This is a genomic window from Streptomyces sp. Inha503 (assembly GCF_047215865.1).
Classification (GTDB): Bacteria; Actinomycetota; Actinomycetes; order Streptomycetales; family Streptomycetaceae; genus Streptomyces; species Streptomyces lycopersici.
Map to the genome: position 1 here is coordinate 11367926 of NZ_CP178360.1, position 20416 is coordinate 11388341.

The 20416-nt window shown below is 71.9% G+C and carries 1 protein-coding gene and 3 pseudogenes (1 of these 4 only partly in view); all 4 read left to right on the plus strand.

What is annotated here, in order from left to right:
• Positions 1 to 11388: the 3' end of an SDR family NAD(P)-dependent oxidoreductase gene (locus ACJX2R_RS46995; protein WP_413105133.1), read on the plus strand. 19062 nt of this gene lie to the left of the window's left edge; the window shows 11388 of its 30450 coding nt (coding positions 19063-30450); its start codon lies beyond the left edge, outside the window; it ends in the stop codon at positions 11386 to 11388.
• A 36-nt stretch (positions 11389 to 11424) separates the two neighbouring features.
• Positions 11425 to 14304: pseudogene (locus tag ACJX2R_RS47000) on the plus strand (type I polyketide synthase); the annotation flags it as partial.
• A gap of 585 nt (positions 14305 to 14889) precedes the next feature.
• Positions 14890 to 18693, plus strand: a pseudogene (locus ACJX2R_RS47005) (type I polyketide synthase); the annotation flags it as partial.
• 189 nt (positions 18694 to 18882) lie between these two features.
• Positions 18883 to 20394, plus strand: a pseudogene (locus ACJX2R_RS47010) (polyketide synthase dehydratase domain-containing protein); the annotation flags it as partial.
• Between the last annotated feature and the right edge of the window lie 22 nt (positions 20395 to 20416).

Genomic DNA, 20416 nt, shown 5'->3' on the forward strand with positions numbered 1-20416 from the left:
GAGGTGTTCGCGGAGTTCGCCTTGCAGGGCGGGCTGGCGGCCGATGGCCGGTGTAAGGCGTTCTCGGCCGCAGCGGACGGCACCGGCTGGGGCGAAGGCGTCGGGATGCTGGTGCTGGAGCGTTTGTCGGAGGCGCGGCGGCTCGGGCATCCGGTGCTGGCGGTGTTGCGGGGCAGCGCGATGAACCAGGACGGGGCGAGCAATGGGCTGTCGGCTCCCAACGGTCCGTCCCAGGAGCACGTCATTCGCCGGGCGCTGGCTGATGCCCGGTTGACCCCGGGTGATGTGGATGTGGTCGAGGGGCACGGGACCGGGACGGCGCTCGGGGACCCGATTGAGGCGCAGGCGTTGCTGGCGACCTACGGTCAGGAGCGGTCGCAGGAGCGGCCGTTGTGGCTGGGGTCGGTGAAGTCCAACATCGGCCACACTTCGGCGGCGGCCGGCGTGGCCGGTGTGATCAAGATGGTCGAGGCGATGCGGCACGAGACGCTGCCGCCGACACTTTACGCGAGTGAGGCGTCGCCGCATGTGGACTGGTCGGCGGGGGATGTACGGCTGCTGACCGAGGCCCAGCCGTGGGAGTCCACCGGGCAGCCTCGCCGGGCCGGTGTGTCCTCGTTCGGGATCAGCGGCACCAACGCACATGTGATCCTGGAACAGGCTCCCGTTGAGCCGGTTGCGGTTCCGTCGGCGGAGCCGGTGGTGGTGGCCGGTGGTGTGGTGCCGTGGGTGTTGTCGGCGCGGTCGGATGCGGGGTTGCGGGCGCTGGCTGACCGGCTGGCGTCGGCGGTCCCGGCTGGGGCCGACATCGCGGATGTTGCGGGGTCGCTGGCGCGGAGCCGGGCGGGGCTGGAGTTCCGGACGGTGGTCCTGGGCGCTGACCGTGAGGAGCTTGAGCAGGGTCTGGCGGCGGTGGAGCCGACCGGGACGGCCACCCGGGGTCCGGTGGCGTGGGTGTTTCCGGGGCAGGGGTCGCAGTGGGTTGGTATGGGTCGTGAGTTGGCGGAGTGTTCGCCGGTGTTTGCGGGCGTGCTTGATGAGGTGTGTGTGGTGGCGGACCCGTTGTTGGGTCGTTCGTTGCGGGAGGTGATGTTCTCGGGTGTTGAGGTGCATCAGACGGCGTTCACGCAGGTGGCGGTGTTCGCGTTTGAGGCTGGTCTGGCGGCGGTGGCGCGGGCGGTGGGCTTGGAGCCTGATTTTGTGGCGGGTCATTCGGTGGGTGAGGTGACGGCGGCGTATGTGGCGGGTGCGGTGTCGCTTGCGGATGCGGTGCGGTTGTTGGTGGCGCGGGGTGCGTTGATGCAGGCGCTGCCGTCGGGTGGGGCGATGGCCGCGATCCAGGCGGGCGTGCATGAGGTGGATTTGTCCGGTCTGGAGGACCGGGTCGCGGTGGCGGCGGTGAACAGCTCGTCGGCGGTGGTGCTCTCCGGGGAGCGCGATGCGGTCGAGGAGGCGGTGGGCCGTCTGGAGGGTCGGAAGGTGCAGTGGCTGGAGGTCAGCCACGCGTTCCATTCTCCGTTGATGCGTCCGGTCGGCGGTGAGCTTGCGCGGGTGGTGGCGGGGGTTCGGTTCTCTGAGCCGCGGATCCCGTTGGTCTCGGCGGTGACCGGTGCTGTCGTCGGTGCCGATGTGTTGGGTGATCCGGGGCATTGGGTGGAGCAGGCGATTGGCACGGTCCGGTTCCACGATGCGGTTCGTCATCTGCATGAGCGGGGTGTGGTCGGGTTCTTGGAGGTTGGTCCGGACCGGGTGTTGTCGTCTGTGGTCCATGACGGTGGGGCGCAGGTGTGGGCGGCGAGTCTGGTTGAGCGTGAGAACGCGGGGGTTCGTCGTCTGTTGGCGGGTCTGGCTGAGGCGTGGACACACGGGGCTGCCGTGGACTGGACGCGTCTGGTTCCCCAGGGCAGCCTGGTCACCTTGCCGACGTATCCGTTCCAGCACCGCCGGTATTGGGCGTCGGGCGGCGTGGCCGGGCGGGGCAGTGCCGGGCATCCGCTGCTGGACAGCGCGGTGCGGCTGGCTGAGGACGCTGGTTGGGTGTTGTCGGGTCGGGTGTCGGCCGCGACGAGTCCGTGGCTGGCGGATCACGCGGTGTCGGGGACGGTGCTGGTGCCCGGGGCGGCTCTGGCCGAGTTGGTGTTGCATGCCGGTGATCAGGCCGGATTGCCCGCCATCGGGGAGATCACCTTCGAGCAGCCTCTGGTGCTGAACGGCAGCCCGGTCGATGTGCAGGTGTCGGTCGAGGGCGGTCAGGCGGCCGTGTTCTCCCGCGCCGGGGAGCAGTGGACCCGGCACGCCAGCGCGACTCTGGCCGATCCGAGCGGGACGGTCGCGCCCCTGGACGGGCCGTGGCCCCCGGAAGGCGTGCAGCCGCTGACCCTTGATGACGCGTACGAGGTCATGGCGTCTCGCGGATACGAGTACGGGCCGATGTTCCGGGGCCTGCACGCGGCTTGGCGGCTCGGCGAGGATCTGTATGCCGAGGTTGAGCTGCCCGCCGGTGATACTCAGGACGGGTTCGCGATCCACCCGGCGTTGCTGGACGCCGCGCTGCACGTCCTGATCGCCGCTGCCGAAGACGGTGACCACATCGGGTTGCCGTTCGCGTGGCGGGATGTGCGGTTGCATGCGACGGGTGCGTCGGCGTTGCGGGTGCGGTTGAGCCCGGCCGGGTCGGATGCGTTTTCTCTGCTGGCCGTCGATGGTGAGGGTCAGCCGGTGGTGTCGGCGGCGGCGATGGTTTCCCGTCCGGCCGACACCGGCCAGCTCACCCGCTCCGGCACGGGCGCGGGCCTGCTGTCGCTGGAATGGGCGCCGCTGACTCTCGGATCAGCACCGGAGCAGGCTTGGGTGCGGGTGGGCCCGGAGCTGGATCTGCCTGAGGCGGCGGATGAGCCGGTGTTTGCCTGGGCGGAACCGGCGGATCTGCCCGAGGCGCTGGCACTGGTGCAGGCGTGGTTGGGGGCTGTGAGCCCGGTGGGCTCGCGTCTGGCGGTCCGTACCCGTGACGCGGTCGCGGCAGGGACGGGCGAGCCCGTGGCCGGTTTGACGGGGTCTGGCGTCTGGGGACTGGTCCGGTCGGCGATGGCCGAGCATCCGGACGCGGGTCTGGTGCTGCTGGACGACGATGGCCGCCCCGAATCCGCTGAGACCGTCGCCGCCGCCCTCGCCACGGGGGAAAAGGAACTGGCCTTGCGGGCGGGTGCCGTGTTGGTGCCTCGTCTGCGCCCGGTTCCGGGCAGGTTGGAACTTCCGCAGGGTTCGGGTGCGTGGCGGCTGGAGTGGGCTTCGGGCGGTGATCTGGACGGGGTGCGGGCGGTGTCGGCGCCGGACGCCGAGCGGCCACTGGGGGCGTACGAGGTGCGGGTCGCGGTCCGTGCGACCGGGGTGAACTTCCGCGATGTGCTGAAGGGCCTGGATATGCTCCCCGCCGATGCCCGGCAACCGGGTGGCGAGGGTGCTGGGGTCGTGGTCGAGGTCGGCCCCGAGGTGGACGGTCTGGTGCCCGGCATGCGGGTGATGGGGTTGTTCCCGTGGTTCGGATCGCTCGCGGTGGCCGACGCACGACTGATGGTGCCGATCCCGGACGGGTGGAGCGATATCGAGGCGGCGGCAGTACCGATCGCGTACCTGACCGCCTATCACGCGCTGTTCGATCTGGGCCGGGTGCAGCGGGGGGATCGGGTCCTGATCCACGCGGCGTCGGGCGGGGTCGGCATGGCGGCGGTCCGGCTGGCGTTGGCGGCAGGGGCCGAAGTGTTCGCCACGGCGAGCCCGCCGAAGCAGGCCACGGTGGCAGAGCTGGGCGTGAAGCACATCGCTTCTTCGCGTACGACTGATTTCGCGAGTGAGTTCGGTCAGGTCGACGTCGTGCTCAACTCGTTGACCGGCGAGTTGTTGGACGCCTCGCTGGGGATGTTGGCTGACGGTGGCCGGTTCGTGGAGCTGGGCAAGATCGATATCCGTGATCCGCGCCAAGTGCCGTTCGACTTGGGCGACTTGGATCCGGACCGGGTTGCCGCGATGTGGCAGCGGGTTCTGGAGTGGGCGGTTCCGTTGCCGGTCACGGTGTTCCCGGCGGCTCAGGCGGGTGCGGCGCTGCGGTTCATGAGCCAGGCTCGCCATGTGGGCAAGATTGTGCTGCGCCTGCCGGGTGTGGGTGACGGTGCGGTGCTGATCACCGGTGGGACCGGAACGCTGGGCGGCCTGGTCGCCCGTCATCTGGTGGACCGGCATGGGGTACGGGATTTGGTGCTGGCGAGCCGGTCGGGGCCGGACGCGCCCGGCGCCGTCGAACTCACTGCTGAGTTGGAGGCTGCCGGGGCGCGGGTGCGGATCGTGGCGGCGGATCTGTCTGATCGTGCCGCGGTGGACGCGCTGGTGGCGGGTATCCCGGAGCTGGCCGGGGTAGTGCACGCGGCCGGGGTACTTCAGGACATGCCCGTGACGTCGTTGACCGGCGAGTCGCTGGGGCGGGTGGTGGCCGCTAAGGCGGTCGCCGCCTGGCATCTGCACGAGGCGACGCGGGACATGGACCTGCGGATGTTCGTGCTGTTCTCGTCCCTGTCCGGACTCCTGGGCGGCGCGGGGCAGGGCAACTACGCGGCGGCCAACACCTATCTGGACGCCCTCGCCGCGCACCGGATGGCCCTCGGACTGCCGGCGGTCTCGATCGCCTGGGGTCTGTGGGAGCAGGCGAGTGGCATGACCGGCACGCTGACCGAGGCGGACCGGGCCCGGCTGGCGCGTGGCGGCGGTGTGGCGCTGCCTACCGAGCAGGCGCTGCGGCTGCTGGACGCGGCGGTGGCCGGCGGCGAGCCGGTGGTGGCGGCCGGTCTTGACGTGGGCGCGGTCCGCGATGCGGTCACTGCGGGCTACGCACTGCCGTCGGTGCTGGGCGAGCTGGTCCGTGTGCCCCGCCCGACCGCCGCGGCCACACAGCGCGGGGGCACCCTCGCCCGCCGACTGGCCGGTCTGGGCGAGGCCGAGCGGTCGCATGTCCTGCTGGATCTGGTACGCGAACACGCCGCCGCCGTTCTCGGCCACGGTGATGTGGGCGGTGTGGAGTCGGGCCGGGCGTTCCGGGACCTGGGCTTCGACTCGCTGACGGCGGTGGAGTTGCGTAACCGACTGGCCGTGGCGGCCGGGTTCGCGTTGCCGGCCACGCTGGTCTTCGACTATCCGACGCCTCGGGTGCTGGCCGAGTATCTGCTGGCTCAGGTGACCGGCGCGGCCGCCGCGGCCACGCCGACGGCAGTCGTCACGGAGAGGGTGCCGACGGGAGAACCGATCGCAGTGGTTTCCATGGCGTGCCGTTACCCCGGTGGGGTGGCCTCGCCGGAGGATCTGTGGCGGCTGGTCTCCGACGGCGTTGACGCGGTCGGTGACTTCCCGGCCGACCGCGGCTGGGAGACCGATCCTGCCGAGTATGCGCGGGTGGGCGGTTTTCTGTCCGGTGCGGCCGACTTCGACGCCGAGTTCTTCGGGATCTCGCCGCGTGAGGCGCTGGCGATGGATCCGCAGCAGCGGCTGCTGCTCGAAGTGTCCTGGGAAGCGCTGGAACGGGCGGGCCTGGACCCCTCGGAGTTGCGCGGTTCCGACACCGGGGTCTTCGCCGGACTATCCGCCCAGGACTACGGGTCCGCGCTCGCTGCCCAACAAGCGGCTGAGGGTTACTGGCTGACGGGGAACACGCCGAGCGTGGCGTCGGGCCGGGTGTCCTATGCGCTTGGTCTGGAAGGTCCGGCGGTGACGGTGGATACGGCGTGTTCGTCGTCGTTGGTGGCGATGCACTTGGCCGCGCAGGCGTTGCGGAACGGGGAGTGCTCGCTGGCGTTGGCCGGGGGCGTGACGGTGATGGCGACGCCGGTGATGTTCGCGGAGTTCGCCTTGCAGGGCGGGCTGGCGGCCGATGGTCGGTGTAAGGCGTTTTCGGCCGAGGCGGACGGCACTGGCTGGGGTGAGGGTGTCGGCGTGGTGGTGCTGGAGCGTTTGTCGGAGGCGCGGCGGCTTGGGCATCCGGTGCTGGCGGTGTTGCGGGGCAGTGCGGTGAACCAGGATGGGGCCAGCAATGGCCTGTCGGCGCCGAACGGTCCGTCGCAGGAGCGCGTCATTCGCCGGGCGCTGGCTGATGCCCGGTTGACCCCGGGTGATGTGGATGTGGCCGAGGGGCACGGGACCGGGACGGCGCTCGGGGACCCGATCGAGGCGCAGGCGTTGCTGGCGACCTACGGTCAGGGCCGGTCGCAGGAGCAACCGTTGTGGCTGGGGTCGGTGAAGTCCAACATCGGCCACACTCAGGCGGCGGCCGGTGTCGCCGGTGTGATCAAGATGGTGGAGGCACTGCGGCACGGGACGCTCCCGGCGACGCTGCACGCGGGTGAGGCGTCCCCGAACGTGGACTGGTCGGTCGGCGATGTGCGGCTGCTGACCGGGGCGCGGGATTGGGAGTCGGCGGACCGCCCCCGGCGCGCAGGAGTATCCGCGTTCGGGATCAGCGGTACGAACGCTCACGTGATCCTGGAGCAGGCTCCCGTTGAGCCGGTTGCGGTTCCGTCGGTGGAGCCGGTGGTGGTGGCTGGTGGTGTGGTGCCGTGGGTGTTGTCGGCGCGGTCGGAGGCGGGGCTGCGGGCGCTGGGGGCCCGGTTGGCGTCGGATGTCCCGTCTGGGGTGGGGATCGCGGATGTGGCGGGGTCGCTGGCGGCGTCGAGGGCGGGGCTGGAGTTCCGTGCGGTGGTCCTTGGGACGGATCGCGAGGAGCTGGATCGGGGCCTGGCGGTCGTGGAGGCGGCTGGACCGGCGATCAGTGGTCCGGTGGCGTGGGTGTTCCCGGGCCAGGGGTCGCAGTGGGTTGGTATGGGTCGCGAGTTGGCGGAGTGTTCGCCGGTGTTTGCGGCGGTGCTTGATGAGGTGTGTGCGGTGGCGGATCCGTTGTTGGGTCGTTCGTTGCGGGAGGTGATGGTCTCGGGTGTTGAGGTGCATCAGACCGGATTCACCCAGGTGGCGGTCTTCGCGTTCGAGGCCGCTTTGGCCGCGGTGGCGCGGGCGGCGGGTCTGGAGCCGGACTTTGTCGCCGGTCACTCGGTGGGTGAAGTGACGGCTGCCTATGTGGCTGGGGCGGTCACGCTCGAGGACGCGGTGCGCCTTCTGGTGGCGCGGGGTGCGTTGATGCAGGCGCTTCCCCCGGGCGGGGTGATGGCGGCGGTGCAGGCAGGCGTACAGGAAGTGGATTTGTCCGGTCTGGGGGATCGGGTTGCGGTGGCGGCGGTGAACAGTTCGTCGGCGGTGGTGCTCTCCGGCGAGCGCGATGCGGTCGCGGTGGCGGTGGGCCGTCTGGAGGGTCGGAAGGTGCGTTGGCTGGAGGTCAGCCATGCGTTCCATTCTCCGTTGATGCGTCCGGTCGCCGATGAGTTGGCGCGGGTGGTGGCGGGGGTTCGGTTCTCTGAGCCGCGGGTGCCGTTGGTGTCGGCGGTGACCGGTGGGGTCGTTGGTGTGGATGTGTTGGGTGATTCGGGGCATTGGGTGGAGCAGGCGATTGGCACGGTCCGGTTCCACGATGCGGTTCGTCATCTGCATGAGCGGGGTGTGGTCGGGTTCTTGGAGGTTGGTCCGGACCGGGTGTTGTCGTCTGTGGTCCATGACGGTGGGGGACAGGTGTGGGCGGCGAGCCTGGTCGAGAGTGATGATGCGGGGGCGCGTCGTCTGTTGGCGGGTCTGGCTGAGGCGTGGACTCATGGCGCGGCGGTGGATTGGACGTGTCTGGTCCCGGTTGGTGGTCGGGTGGTGTTGCCGACGTATCCGTTCCAGCATCGTCGCTATTGGGCGTCGGGTGGCGCGACGGGTCGGGGCAGTGCCGGGCATCCGTTGTTGGACAGTGCGGTGCGGTTGGCTGAGGACGCTGGTTGGGTGTTGTCGGGGCGGGTGTCGGCCGCGACGAGTCCGTGGCTGGCCGACCACGCGGTCTCGGGGACCGTGTTGGTTCCTGGGGCGGCGTTGGCTGAGTTGGTGTTGCATGCCGGTGATCGGGCCGGATTGCCCGCCATCGAGGAGATCACCTTCGAACAGCCTCTGGTGCTCAACGGCCGCCCGGTTGATGTGCAGGTGTCGGTTGAGGGTGGTCAGGCGGCCGTGTTTTCCCGGACGGGGGAGCAGTGGGCCCGGCATGCGACCGCGACCTTGGCCGATCCCGCCGGGGCGGTGGAAGGTCTGGACGGTCAGTGGCCCCCGGCCGGTGCCCAGGCCCTCCCTGCTGACGATGTCTACGACATCATGGCGGGGCGCGGATATGAGTACGGGCCGGTATTCCGTGGCCTACAGGCGGCTTGGCGGCTCGGCGAGGATCTGTATGCCGAGGTCGAGCTGCCCGCCGGTGATACTCAGGACGGGTTCGCGATCCACCCGGCGTTGCTGGACGCCGCGCTGCACGTGGTGATCGTGGCCGCGGAGGGCGGCCAGGAGGTGCGGTTGCCGTTCGCGTGGCGGGATGTGCGGTTGCATGCGACGGGTGCGTCGGCGTTGCGGGTGCGGTTGAGCCCGGCCGGGTCGGATGCGTTTTCTCTGCTGGCCGTCGATGGTGAGGGTCAGCCGGTGGTGTCGGCGGCGGCGATGGTTTCCCGTCCGGCCGACATCAGTCAACTCTCCGGCCACGGCATGGGTGCGGGGCTGCTGTCGCTGGAATGGGCGCCGATGAGCCTGGGATCGGCTTCGGAGCAGGCCTGGGTGGAGGTGGGCCCGGAGCTGGATCTGCCCGAGGCGGCGGATGAGCCGGTGCTTGCCTGGGCTGAGCCGGCGGATCTGCCCGGCGCGTTGGCGTTGGTGCAGGCGTGGTTGGGGGCTGGCTATCCGGCTGGGTCGCGGCTGGCGGTCCGTACCCGCGCCGCGGTCGCCGCGGTCGAGGGCGACATGGTCGCTGGGCTGGAGTCGTCGGGAGTATGGGGGCTGGTGCGTTCGGCGCAGTCCGAGCATCCGGATGCGGGTCTGGTGCTGCTCGACGATGACGGCGGCCCCGAATCCGCTGAATCCCTTAGCGCCGCCCTGGCCACCGGGGAGAAAGAGATCGCGTTGCGGGCGGGGACGGTGCTGGTGCCCCGCCTGCGTGCGATCTCGGGTGGGTTGGAACTTCCGCAGGGTCCGGGTGCGTGGCGGTTGGAGTGGGCTTCGGGCGGTGATCTGGACGGGGTGCGGGCGGTGTCGGCGCCGGACGCCGAGCGGCCGCTGGGGGCGTACGAGGTGCGGGTCGCGGTCCGTGCGACCGGGGTGAACTTCCGCGATGTGCTGAAGGGCCTGGATATGCTCCCCGCCGATGCCCGGCAACCGGGTGGCGAGGGTGCCGGGGTCGTGGTCGAGGTCGGCCCCGAGGTGGACGGTCTGGTGCCCGGCATGCGGGTCATGGGGTTGTTCCCGTGGTTCGGCCCGCTGGCGGTGGTCGATGCGCGGCTGATGGTGCCGGTCCCGGACGAGTGGAGCGATACCGAAGCGGCGGCAGCGCCGATCGCGTACCTCACGGCTTATCACGCGCTGTTCGATCTGGGTCAGGTTCGGCCGGGGGATCGGGTGCTGGTTCATGCTGCGGCCGGTGGTGTGGGTATGGCGGCGGCGCATCTGGCGTTGGCGGCGGGGGCGGAGGTGTTCGCGACGGCGAGTCCGGCCAAGCAGGCGGCGGTGGCTGAGCTGGGCGTGAAGCACATCGCTTCTTCGCGTACGACTGACTTCGCGAGTGAGTTCGGCCAGGTCGACGTCGTGCTCAACTCGCTGACCGGGGAGTTCCTGGACGCGTCGCTGGGGATGCTGGCCGAGGGTGGCCGGTTCGTGGAGCTGGGCAAGATTGATATCCGTGATCCGCGCCAGGTGCCGTTCGATCTGGGGGACTTGGATCCGGACCGGGTTGCCGCGATGTGGCAGCGGGTTCTGGAGACGGCTGTTCCGTTGCCGGTCACGGTGTTCCCGGCGGCTCAGGCGGGTGCCGCGTTGCGGTTCATGAGTCAGGCCCGCCATGTGGGCAAGATCGTGCTGCGCCTGCCCGGTGTGGACGATGGTGCGGTGCTGATCACCGGCGGGACCGGAACGCTGGGCGGCCTGGTCGCCCGTCATCTGGTGGACCGGCATGGCGTACGGGATTTGGTTCTGGCGAGCCGTTCCGGGCCGGACGCCCCCGGCGCCGTCGAACTCGCCGCCGGGTTGGAGGCGGCCGGGGCGCGGGTGCGGATCGTGGCGGCGGATCTGTCTGATCGTGCCGCGGTGGACGCGCTGGTGGCGGGTATCCCGGAGCTGGCCGGGGTGGTGCACGCGGCCGGGGTACTTCAGGACATGCCCGTGACGTCGTTGACCGGCGAGTCGCTGGGGCGGGTGGTGTCGGCCAAGGCGGACGCCGCCTGGCATCTGCACGAGGCGACGCGGGATCTGGACCTGCGGATGTTCGTGTTGTTCTCGTCCCTGGCCGGGCTGCTCGGGAACCCCGGACAGGGCAACTACGCGGCGGCCAACACCTATCTGGACGCCATCGCCGCGCACCGTACGGCGCTTGGATTGCCTGCGGTCTCGATCGCCTGGGGCCTGTGGGACCAGTCGAGTGGCATGACCGGCACGCTGACCGAGGCGGACCGGGCCCGGCTGGCGCGTGGCGGCGGTGTGCTGCTGGGTACCGAGCAGGCGCTGGGCCTGCTGGATCGGGCGTTGAGTATCGGCCGGCCGGTGGTGGCGGCGGGCCTGGACGTGAGTGCGGTCCGCGGCGTGATCGCGGCTGGGACGACGGTACCGACGGTGCTGCTCGGCCTGGGCCGTGCGCCGCGGCGTGCCGTCGCGGCCCGTACCGGGTCGACCAGTGCGTTGGCCCGTCGGCTGGGTGGTCTGGGTGAGGCTGAGCGGTCCCTTGTCCTGTTGGAGCTCGTGCGTGAGCACGCCGCTGTGGTCCTCGGCCATGGTGATGGCGAGGGCGCGGGTGTTCCCGCTGATCGGGCGTTCCGGGATCTGGGCTTTGATTCGCTGACGGCGGTGGAGTTGCGTAACCGGCTGGCGGCGGCGTCCGGGCTGGCGTTGCCGGCCACGCTGGTCTTTGACCACCCGACGCCGCGAGTGCTGGCCGAGAATCTGCTGGCCCAGGTGACCGGCGCCGCCCCCGCCGAGGTGAAGGCCGCTCCGGCCCCGGTGCCCGTACTCGACGGTCTTGACGAGGTCGAGGCGGCGCTCGCCGGGCTGGCGGCGGACGACGCGGCGCTGCGTACCGAGGTGCGCAACCGGCTGGAGGCGCTGCTGTGGCGGCTTGACGATCACGACAAGAAGCCGGACGAGACAAACATGGCGGACCACATCATGTCCGCGAGCATCGACCAGGTGATCCAGCTCGTCGCCGAGGAATTCGGCGACGAGGTCGGCTCCAGCGAGGTGGAATAGATGGCGACCGAACAGGAACTCGCGGAATACCTGCGGCTGGTCGCCGCCGACCTGCATCGCACCCGGCAACGGCTGCGGTCGGTCGAGGACCGGGCCCATGAGCCGATCGCGCTTGTGGCCATGGCCTGCCGCTATCCGGGCGGTGTCGCGTCGCCGGAGGATCTGTGGCGGCTGGTGGCCGACGGCACCGACGCCGTGTCACCGTTTCCGGCCGACCGTGGCTGGGAGACCGAGCCGTCCGAGTACGCGCGCGAGGGTGGCTTCCTGTCCGGTGCGGCGGACTTCGACGCCGAGTTCTTCGGGATCTCGCCGCGTGAGGCCCTCGCCATGGACCCGCAGCAGCGGCAGCTGCTCGAGGTGTCCTGGGAAGCGCTGGAACGCGTGGGCCTGGACCCCTCGGGCCTGCGCGGTTCCGACACCGGGGTTTTCGTCGGCATGTACTACCAGGACTACGAATCGCGGCTGTCCGACAGCCATGCGGGCGGGTACGGGCTGACCGGCAACGCGTCGAGCGTGGCATCCGGCCGCGTGGCCTACACGTTCGGCCTGGAGGGCCCGGCGATCACGATCGACACGGCGTGTTCGTCGTCGCTGGTGGCGATGCACCTGGCCGCGCAGGCGCTGCGCAACGGGGAGTGCTCGCTGGCGCTGGCCGGTGGCGTGACGGTGATGTCCACCCCGGCGGCGTTCACGGAGTTCTCCCGGCAGGGCGGGCTGGCGTCCGATGGCCGGTGCAAGGCGTTCTCGGCCGGGGCCGACGGCACCGGCTGGGGCGAGGGCGTCGGGGTGCTGGTGCTGGAGCGGCTGTCAGAGGCGCAGCGGCTCGGGCATCCGGTCTTGGCGGTGCTGCGGGGCAGTGCGGTGAACCAGGACGGCGCGAGCAACGGCCTGTCGGCTCCCAACGGGCCGTCCCAGGAGCGGGTGATCCGGGCGGCGTTGGCCGGCGCGAAGCTGTCTGCCTCCGATGTGGACGTGGTCGAGGGGCACGGGACCGGCACCACGCTCGGGGATCCGATCGAGGCGCAGGCCTTGCTGGCGACCTATGGGCAGGACCGGCCCGAGGACCGTCCGTTGTGGCTGGGGTCGGTGAAGTCCAACTTCGGGCACACCCAGGCCGCGGCCGGTGTCGCCGGTGTGATCAAGATGGTCGAGGCAATGCGGCACGGGACACTGCCGCCGACGCTGCACGCGGGCGAGGCGTCCCCGCACGTGGACTGGGCGACCGGCGAGGTACGGCTGCTCACCGAGGCGCAGCGGTGGGAGTCGGCGGGCCGTCCCCGGCGGGCGGGAGTGTCGTCGTTCGGGATCAGCGGCACCAACGCGCACGTCATCCTCGAAGAAGCTCCCGCTGAGCCCGCCACGGCCCCGGACCCGGCCCCGGCCCCGCCGGAGCCGTCGGTGGTGACCGGTGCTGTGGTCCCGTGGGTGCTGTCGGCCCGGTCGGATGCGGGGTTGCGGGCGCTGGCAGGTCGGCTGGCGTCGGATGTCCCGCCCGGGACCGACATCGCGGATGTGGCGGGGTCGCTGGCGCGGGGCCGCGCGGGGCTGGAATTCCGCGCGGTGGCCTTGGGCGCTGACCGTGCGGAGCTTGAGCAGGGTCTGGCGGCGGTGGAGTCGGCCGGGGCAGTGACGCGGGGTCCGGTGGCGTGGGTGTTCCCGGGGCAGGGGTCGCAGTGGGTCGGCATGGGCCAGGAGCTGGCGGGATGTTCGCCGGTGTTCGCGGCGGCGCTGGACGAGGTGTGCGCGGTGGCGGATCCCTTGCTGGGCCGCTCGCTGCGGGAAGTGATGTTCTCCGGCGCCGAGGTGCACCAGACCGGTTTTACCCAAGTGGCGGTGTTCGCCTTTGAAGCTGCGCTTGCCGCGGTGGCGCGGGCGGCGGGTTTGCAGCCTGATTTTGTTGCCGGTCATTCGGTTGGCGAGGCGACGGCGGCGTACGTGGCGGGTGCGGTGTCGCTTGAGGACGCGGTGCGGTTGTTGGTGGCGCGGGGTGCGTTGATGCAGGCCTTGCCGTCGGGCGGGGCGATGGCCGCGATCCAGGCCGACGTACGGGAAGTGGATCTGTCCGGTCTGGAGGACCGGGTCGCGGTGGCGGCGGTGAACAGTTCGTCGGCGGTGGTGCTCTCCGGTGACCGGGAGGCGGTCGAGGAAGCGCTGGGCCGACTGCCCGGCCGGAAGGTGCACTGGCTGGAGGTCAGCCACGCGTTCCATTCTCCGTTGATGCGTCCGATCGCCGATGAGCTGGCGCGAGTGGTGACGGGAATCCGGTTCACTGAGCCGCGGATCCCGTTGGTCTCGGCGGTCACCGGTGCCGTCGTCGGCGCGGATGTGCTCGGCGATGCGGGGCACTGGGTGGAGCAGGCGATCGGCACGGTCCGGTTCCACGACGCGGTCCGGTCCCTGCACGAGCGGGGCATCGCCGGGTTCGTCGAGCTCGGTCCGGACACGGTGTTGTCGGCCGCGGTCTACGACGGCGACGAGAGCGGGGTGTGGGCGGCGAGTCTGGCCGAGCGCGATGACGCGGGCGCCCGTCGGCTGCTGAAGGGCCTGGCCGACGCGTGGTCTCATGGCGCGGCGGTGGACTGGACCCGCCTGGTCCCGGTCGGCCGACAGGTGGCGTTGCCGACGTACCCGTTCCAGCGCCGCCGCTACTGGCCGGCCGGATCCGGCGCGGTCACCGGTCTGGGGGCCGCCGGCCTGGCGGCGGCCGCGCATCCGCTGCTGGCCGCGGTGGTCACCCTGGCCGACTCGGACGAGTGGTTGTTCACCGGTCGGCTGTCCGGGGCGAGTGCGCCGTGGCTGGCCGACCACGAGCTGCTGGGCGTCACGGTGCTGCCGGCGGCCGCGCTGGCCGAACTGGTGCTGTTCGCCGGTGAGCGCGCCGGTCGGCCGGTGATCGAGCAGATCACGTTCGAGCGCCCCCTGGTGCTGCCGGAGCGCGAATCGGTCGATCTCCAGATCAGCGTGCGCGGCGATCGCGCCACGGTCAGCTCACGGCCGGTCGGTGAGGAGTCGTGGATCCAGCACGCCACCGCGACCCTGACCGACGATCTCGCCGAAGATCCGCAGTCCGGGCCCGACGGTCGCGACGTCCTCGTGGAGGTGGAAACCGACGACGAGCAGGACGGGTTCGGCATCCACCCCGGATTGCTCCAGGCCGCGCTCAACCTGGGCCCGGACGAGGTACCCCAGCGCTGGGAGGGCGTACGGCTGTTCGCCGTCGGTGCCCGGCGGATTCGGGCCCGCTCGATCGGATCCGGGCTGCTCGCCGTGGACAGCCACGGCGATCCGGTCCTGCGGATCCGGGCGATGAGCACCCGCCGGACAACGGCCGATGAGTTCGTCCGCGGCCACGGCAGGCTGCTCGGCCTGCGCTGGGAGCCCGTACCGGTGTCGGCGGGCGAGCCTCCGGCGTGGAGCACGGTCCGGCCGGGCGAGAGCGTCGCCGCGCCGGACGGGGAGCCGAGCACGGTGGTCGCGCTGTGCGAGGGCGAGGACCCGGTGGCCTGGGCGCTCGGCGTCGTACAGGACTGGGTGGCGGCGGACCGGCCGCCCGGCTCACGGCTGGTGGTGACGACCCGCGAGGCCGTGGCGGCCGGGACGGACGACGCGGTGTCCGGCCTGGCCCAGGCACCGGTCTGGGGCCTGGTGCGTTCGGCTCGGGCGGAGTACCCCGATGCCGGGCTCGTCCTGCTCGACGAAGACGGCCACGATGCTTCCAGCGCCGTCCGGCACGCCGCCATCGCCTCCGGCGAACCGGAACTCGCGGTACGACGCGGTGAGATCCGAGTGCCGCGCCTGCGCCCGACGCCACCCGACGAGCAGGCCACGCAGTCCGGCAGCGTCGATACCGAAGGCACCATGCTGATCACCGGCGGCACCGGCACGCTCGGCGGCCTGGTCGCCCGCCACCTCGTCGCCCGGCACGGGGTGCGCAGCCTTGTTCTGGTCAGCCGCTCGGGCCCGGACGCACCCGGTGCCGATGCGCTGGCCGCCGACCTGGAGGCCGCCGGAGCACGCGTACGGGTCGTCGCCGCCGACCTGGCCGACCGCACCGCCGTCGACGCGGTCGTCGCCGACATCCCCGACCTGACCGGCATCGTGCACACGGCCGGCCTCATCGCGGACACCCTGTTCGCGACGCTGACGCCCGAGTCCCTGGCCCAGGTCATCGCGGCCAAGGCCGTCTCCGCGCGGCACCTGCACGAGGCGACGTTGGATCGCGACCTGACCACGTTCGTACTCTTCTCCTCCCTCGCGGGCCTGCTCGGCGGCCCCGGACAGGCCAACTACGCCGCCGCCAACACCTACCTGGACGCGCTCGCCGCGCACCGCCAGGCCGCCGGCCGCCCGGCGGTTTCCATCGCGTGGTACCTGTGGGAGCAGCGCAGCGCCATCACCACCGGGCTCAGCGAGACCGACCGGGTCCGCCTCGCCCGCGGCGGCGCACCGCTGCCCACCGAGACCGCCCTGCGGCTGTTCGATGCCGCGCTGACCGCCGGAGACGCGCTGTCGGCAGCGGGCCTGGACCTTGCCGCCGTTCGGGCCGACCTGCACGCGGGCCTGCCCGAGCTGGCCCTGCTGCGCGGTCTGGTTCGTGTCCCGCGCCGCGCGGCGGACAACGGCGCACTGGGCCGTCAGCTCGGCAGCCGGCCCGCTCCCGAGCAGCGCCGCTTCCTGCTGGATCTGGTCCGCGAGCAGGCCGCCCTGGTGCTCGGTCATCGCGACGCCGCCGGCATTCCGGCCGACCGCGCGTTCCGGGATCTCGGCTTCGGCTCGCTCACGGCGGTGGAGTTGCGCAACCGGCTGGCGGCGGCGGCCGGGCTGACGTTGCCGGCCACGCTGGTCTTCGACTACCCGACGGCGCAGGCCCTGGCCGAGTACCTGCTGCGGCGGGTATCAGGGGTGGCGGACTCCTCGGCGGAGGTGGTGCCGGCGCGGTCGGCCGGTGAGCCGATCGCGATCGTGTCGATGGCGTGCCGCTACCCAGGCGGGGTGGCGTCGCCGGAGGAACTGTGGCGACTGGTCGCGGACGGCGTGGACGCGATGGGCGCGTTCCCGGCGGACCGTGGCTGGGAGACGGATTCCGCGGAGTACGCGCGAATAGGCGGCTTCCTGTCCGGCATGGCGGACTTCGACGCCGAGTTCTTCGGGATCTCGCCGCGCGAGGCGGTGGCGATGGACCCGCAGCAGCGGCTGCTGCTCGAAGTGTCCTGGGAGGCCCTGGAACGGGCCGGCCTGGATCCGGCCGCGATGAAGGGCACGGATACCGGGGTCTTCGCCGGATTGGCCATGCAGGACTACGGCTCGCGGCTGCCGGACGGGAGCGCGGGCGGGTTCGGGATGACGGGGAACGCGTCGAGCGTGGCGTCCGGCCGCGTGGCGTACACCTTCGGCCTCGAGGGTCCGGCGGTGACGGTCGATACGGCGTGTTCGTCGTCGCTGGTGGCGATGCACCTGGCGGCTCAGGCGCTGCGGAACGGGGAGTGCTCGCTGGCGCTGGCCGGTGGCGTGACGGTGCTGGCGACGGAAGGGATTTTCGCCGAGTTCACGCGGCAGGGCGGCATGGCGTCCGACGGCCGGTGCAAGCCGTTCTCGGCCGCGGCCGACGGTACGGGCTGGGGCGAAGGCGTCGGCGTGGTGCTGCTGGAGCGGCTGTCGGAGGCGCGGCGGCTCGGGCATCCGGTGCTGGCGGTGTTGCGCGGCAGCGCGGTGAACCAGGACGGGGCGTCCAACGGCCTGTCGGCGCCGAACGGCCCGTCCCAGGAGCGGGTGATCCGGCGGGCGCTGGCCGACGCGCGGCTTTCTCCTTCCGATGTGGACGTGACCGAGGCGCACGGGACCGGGACGGCGCTGGGCGATCCGATCGAGGCCCAGGCATTGCTGGCGACGTACGGACAGGACCGGCCCGAGGACCGTCCGCTGTGGCTGGGGTCGGTGAAGTCGAACATCGGCCACACCCAGGCCGCGGCCGGCGTGGCCGGTGTGATCAAGATGGTCGAGGCGATGCGGCACGAGACGCTGCCGCCGACGCTGCACGCCGATGAACCGTCGCCACACGTGGACTGGGCGGCCGGTGACGTAAGGCTGCTGACCGAGGCGCGTCCTTGGGAGCCGGAGGGACGCCCGCGCCGGGCAGGTGTGTCGTCGTTCGGGATCAGCGGCACCAACGCGCACCTGATCCTGGAACAGGCCCCGGACCCGGTTCCGGTGCCGCCCTCCGACGCGGGACCGGTGCTGACCGGTGCTGTGGTGCCGTGGGTGTTGTCGGCCCGGTCGGCCCCGGCGCTGGAGGCGCTGGCTGGGCGGCTGGCCTCGGACGTCCCAGCCGGGACACCGGTCGCGGATGTGGCGGGGGCGCTGGCGCGGGGCCGCGCGGGGCTGGAGTACCGGGCGATGGCTCTGGGCGCTGACCGTGCGGAGCTGGACGAGGCCCTGAAGCGGGTCGAGCCGGCCGGGCCGGCGGTATCGGGCGCCGATGTGGCCTTCGTGTTCCCGGGCCAGGGGTCGCAGTGGATCGGTATGGGCCGTGAGCTGCTGGCCTGTTCGCCGGTGTTCGCCGAGTTCGTGGCCGAGTGCGAGCGGCTGGTGGACTTCCCGCTGCGCGACGCGCTGGTGTCCGGGGCAGGGATGGACCGGGTGGAAGTGGTCCAGCCCGCGTTGTTCGTGATGATGGTCGGCCTGGCCCGGACATGGGAAGCGGCGGGAGTGGTCCCGTCGGCCGTGGTGGGCCACTCGCAGGGCGAGATCGCCGCGGCCTGTTTCGCGGGGGCGTTGTCGTTGGAGGACGCCCTGAGCCTGGTGACCGCGCGGGGCCGGGCGTTGGTGGCGTTGGCGGGCACGGGCGGGATGCTGTCGGTTTCGGCTGCTCCCGAGGCGGTCGAGGGTCTGCTGGCCGACGGGTTGGGGATCGCGGCGGTCAACGCGGCCGAGCAGGTGGTGGTTTCCGGTGCGCCGGAAGCGCTGGACGCGTTGGCGGCGCGGTGTGAGACGGCCGGGATCCGGGCCCGACGGGTGGATGTCGACTACGCCAGTCATCACCCACTCGTGGAGCAGGTGCGCGAGCGGTTGCTTGCGGTGCGGGTGACACCGCAACTGGGTCGGGTGCCATTCTACTCGGCGGTGACCGGCACCCTGGTGGCCACCGAGAGCCTGGATGTCGCGTACTGGTGGCGGAACCTGCGGGAGCAGGTGCGGTTCGCGCAGACCGTGGCGTCGATGCCCGTGGCCGGGCTCGTGGAAGTGTCCCCGCATCCGGTGCTGGTGCACGGTGTCGAGGGGCGTTGGGCGGTCGGATCGCTGCGTCGTGATGACGGTGGGCAGCGGCGTTTGCTGGCCTCGTTGGGTGAGGCGTGGACGCATGGCGCGGCGGTGGACTGGACCCGACTGACAGCCGGTGGGAAGCCGGTGGCATTGCCGACGTATCCGTTCCAGCACCGCCGCTACTGGGCGTCCGGTGGCGGCACGGGCCGGGGCACCGCGGGGCATCCGCTGCTGGACAGCGCGGTGCGGCTGGCCGAGGACGCCGGTTGGGTGTTGTCGGGGAGGGTGTCGGCGGGGACGAACCCATGGCTGGCCGATCACGCCGTGTCGGGAACGGTGCTGGTGCCCGGGGCGGCGCTGGCGGAACTGGTGCTGCACGCCGGGGACCGGGCCGGGTTGCCGGCGATCGGGGAGATCACCTTCGAGCAGCCGCTGGTCCTGAACGGCGGTCCGGTCGAGGTGCAGGTGTCGGTGGAGGGCGGTCAGGTTGCCGTGTTCTCCCGGACGGGGGAGCAGTGGACCCGACACGCGATCGCGACCCTGGCCGACCCCGCCGGAATGGTGGAAGGCCTCGAAGGGCAGTGGCCCCCGGCCGGCTCGCAGGCCCTCGCCGTCGCCGACGCCTACGAAGTCATGGCCGGTCGTGGATATGAGTACGGTCCGACGTTCCGTGGTCTCCAGGCGGCCTGGCGGCTCGGCGAGGACGTGTATGCCGAGGTGGAGCTTCCCGCCGAAGGCGAAGGCCAGGACGGGTTCGCGATCCATCCGGCGCTGCTGGACGCCGCCCTGCACGCGCTGATCGTGGCCGCGGAGGACAGTCATGAGGTGCGGTTGCCGTTCGCGTGGCGGGACGTGCGACTGCACGCCACCGGGGCGTCGGCGCTGCGGGTGCGGCTGAGCCCGGCCGGTCCGGACGCGTTCTCCCTGCTCGCCGCCGACGGTGACGGCAAGCCGGTGGTGTCGGCCGGTGCGATGATGTCCCGCCCCGCGGACACCGGCCGGCTCACCAGTCCCGGCGCGGGCACCGGCCTGCTGGCGCTGGAATGGGCGCGGCTCAGCCCCGGGCCGGCGCCGGAGCGGGCCTGGGCCCAGGTCGGCCCGGAGCTCGACCTGCCCGACGCGACGGACGAGCTGGTATTCGCTGTGGCTGAGCCCGTGGACCCGCCAGGGGCGCTGGCCCTCGTGCAGGCGTGGCTGGAGGCCGGTTACCCGGCGGGATCGCGGCTGGTGGTCCGCACCCATGAGGCGGTCGCGGCGGCTGAGGGCGACACGGTCGCCGGGCTGGCGTCGTCGGGGATCTGGGGACTGGTCCGCTCGGCGCAGTCCGAGCACCCGGACGTGGGTCTGGTGCTGCTCGACGACGACGGCCGCTCCGAGTCCGACGCGGTCGTCGCCCCGGCCCTGGCCACCGGTGAGAAGGAGCTGGCCTTGCGGGCCGGGGCGGTGCTGGTACCCCGGCTGCGCACTGTCCCCGCCGGTCTGGAAGTGCCGTTCGGCACGGAGGCGTGGCGGCTGGAGTGGGCCGCGGGCGGCGACCTGGACGGAGTACGGGCCGTCCCGGCGCCGGACGCGGAGCGGCCGCTGGGAGCGCATGAGGTCCGGATCGCGGTCCGTGCGGCGGGGGTGAACTTCCGCGACCTGTTGTCGGCGCTGGGCACGCTGCCGAACGACACCCGGCCGCCCGGCACCGACGGCGCCGGCGTCGTGATCGAGACCGGCCCGGAGGTGACCGGTCTGCCGGTCGGCACCCGGGTGATGGGGATGTTCC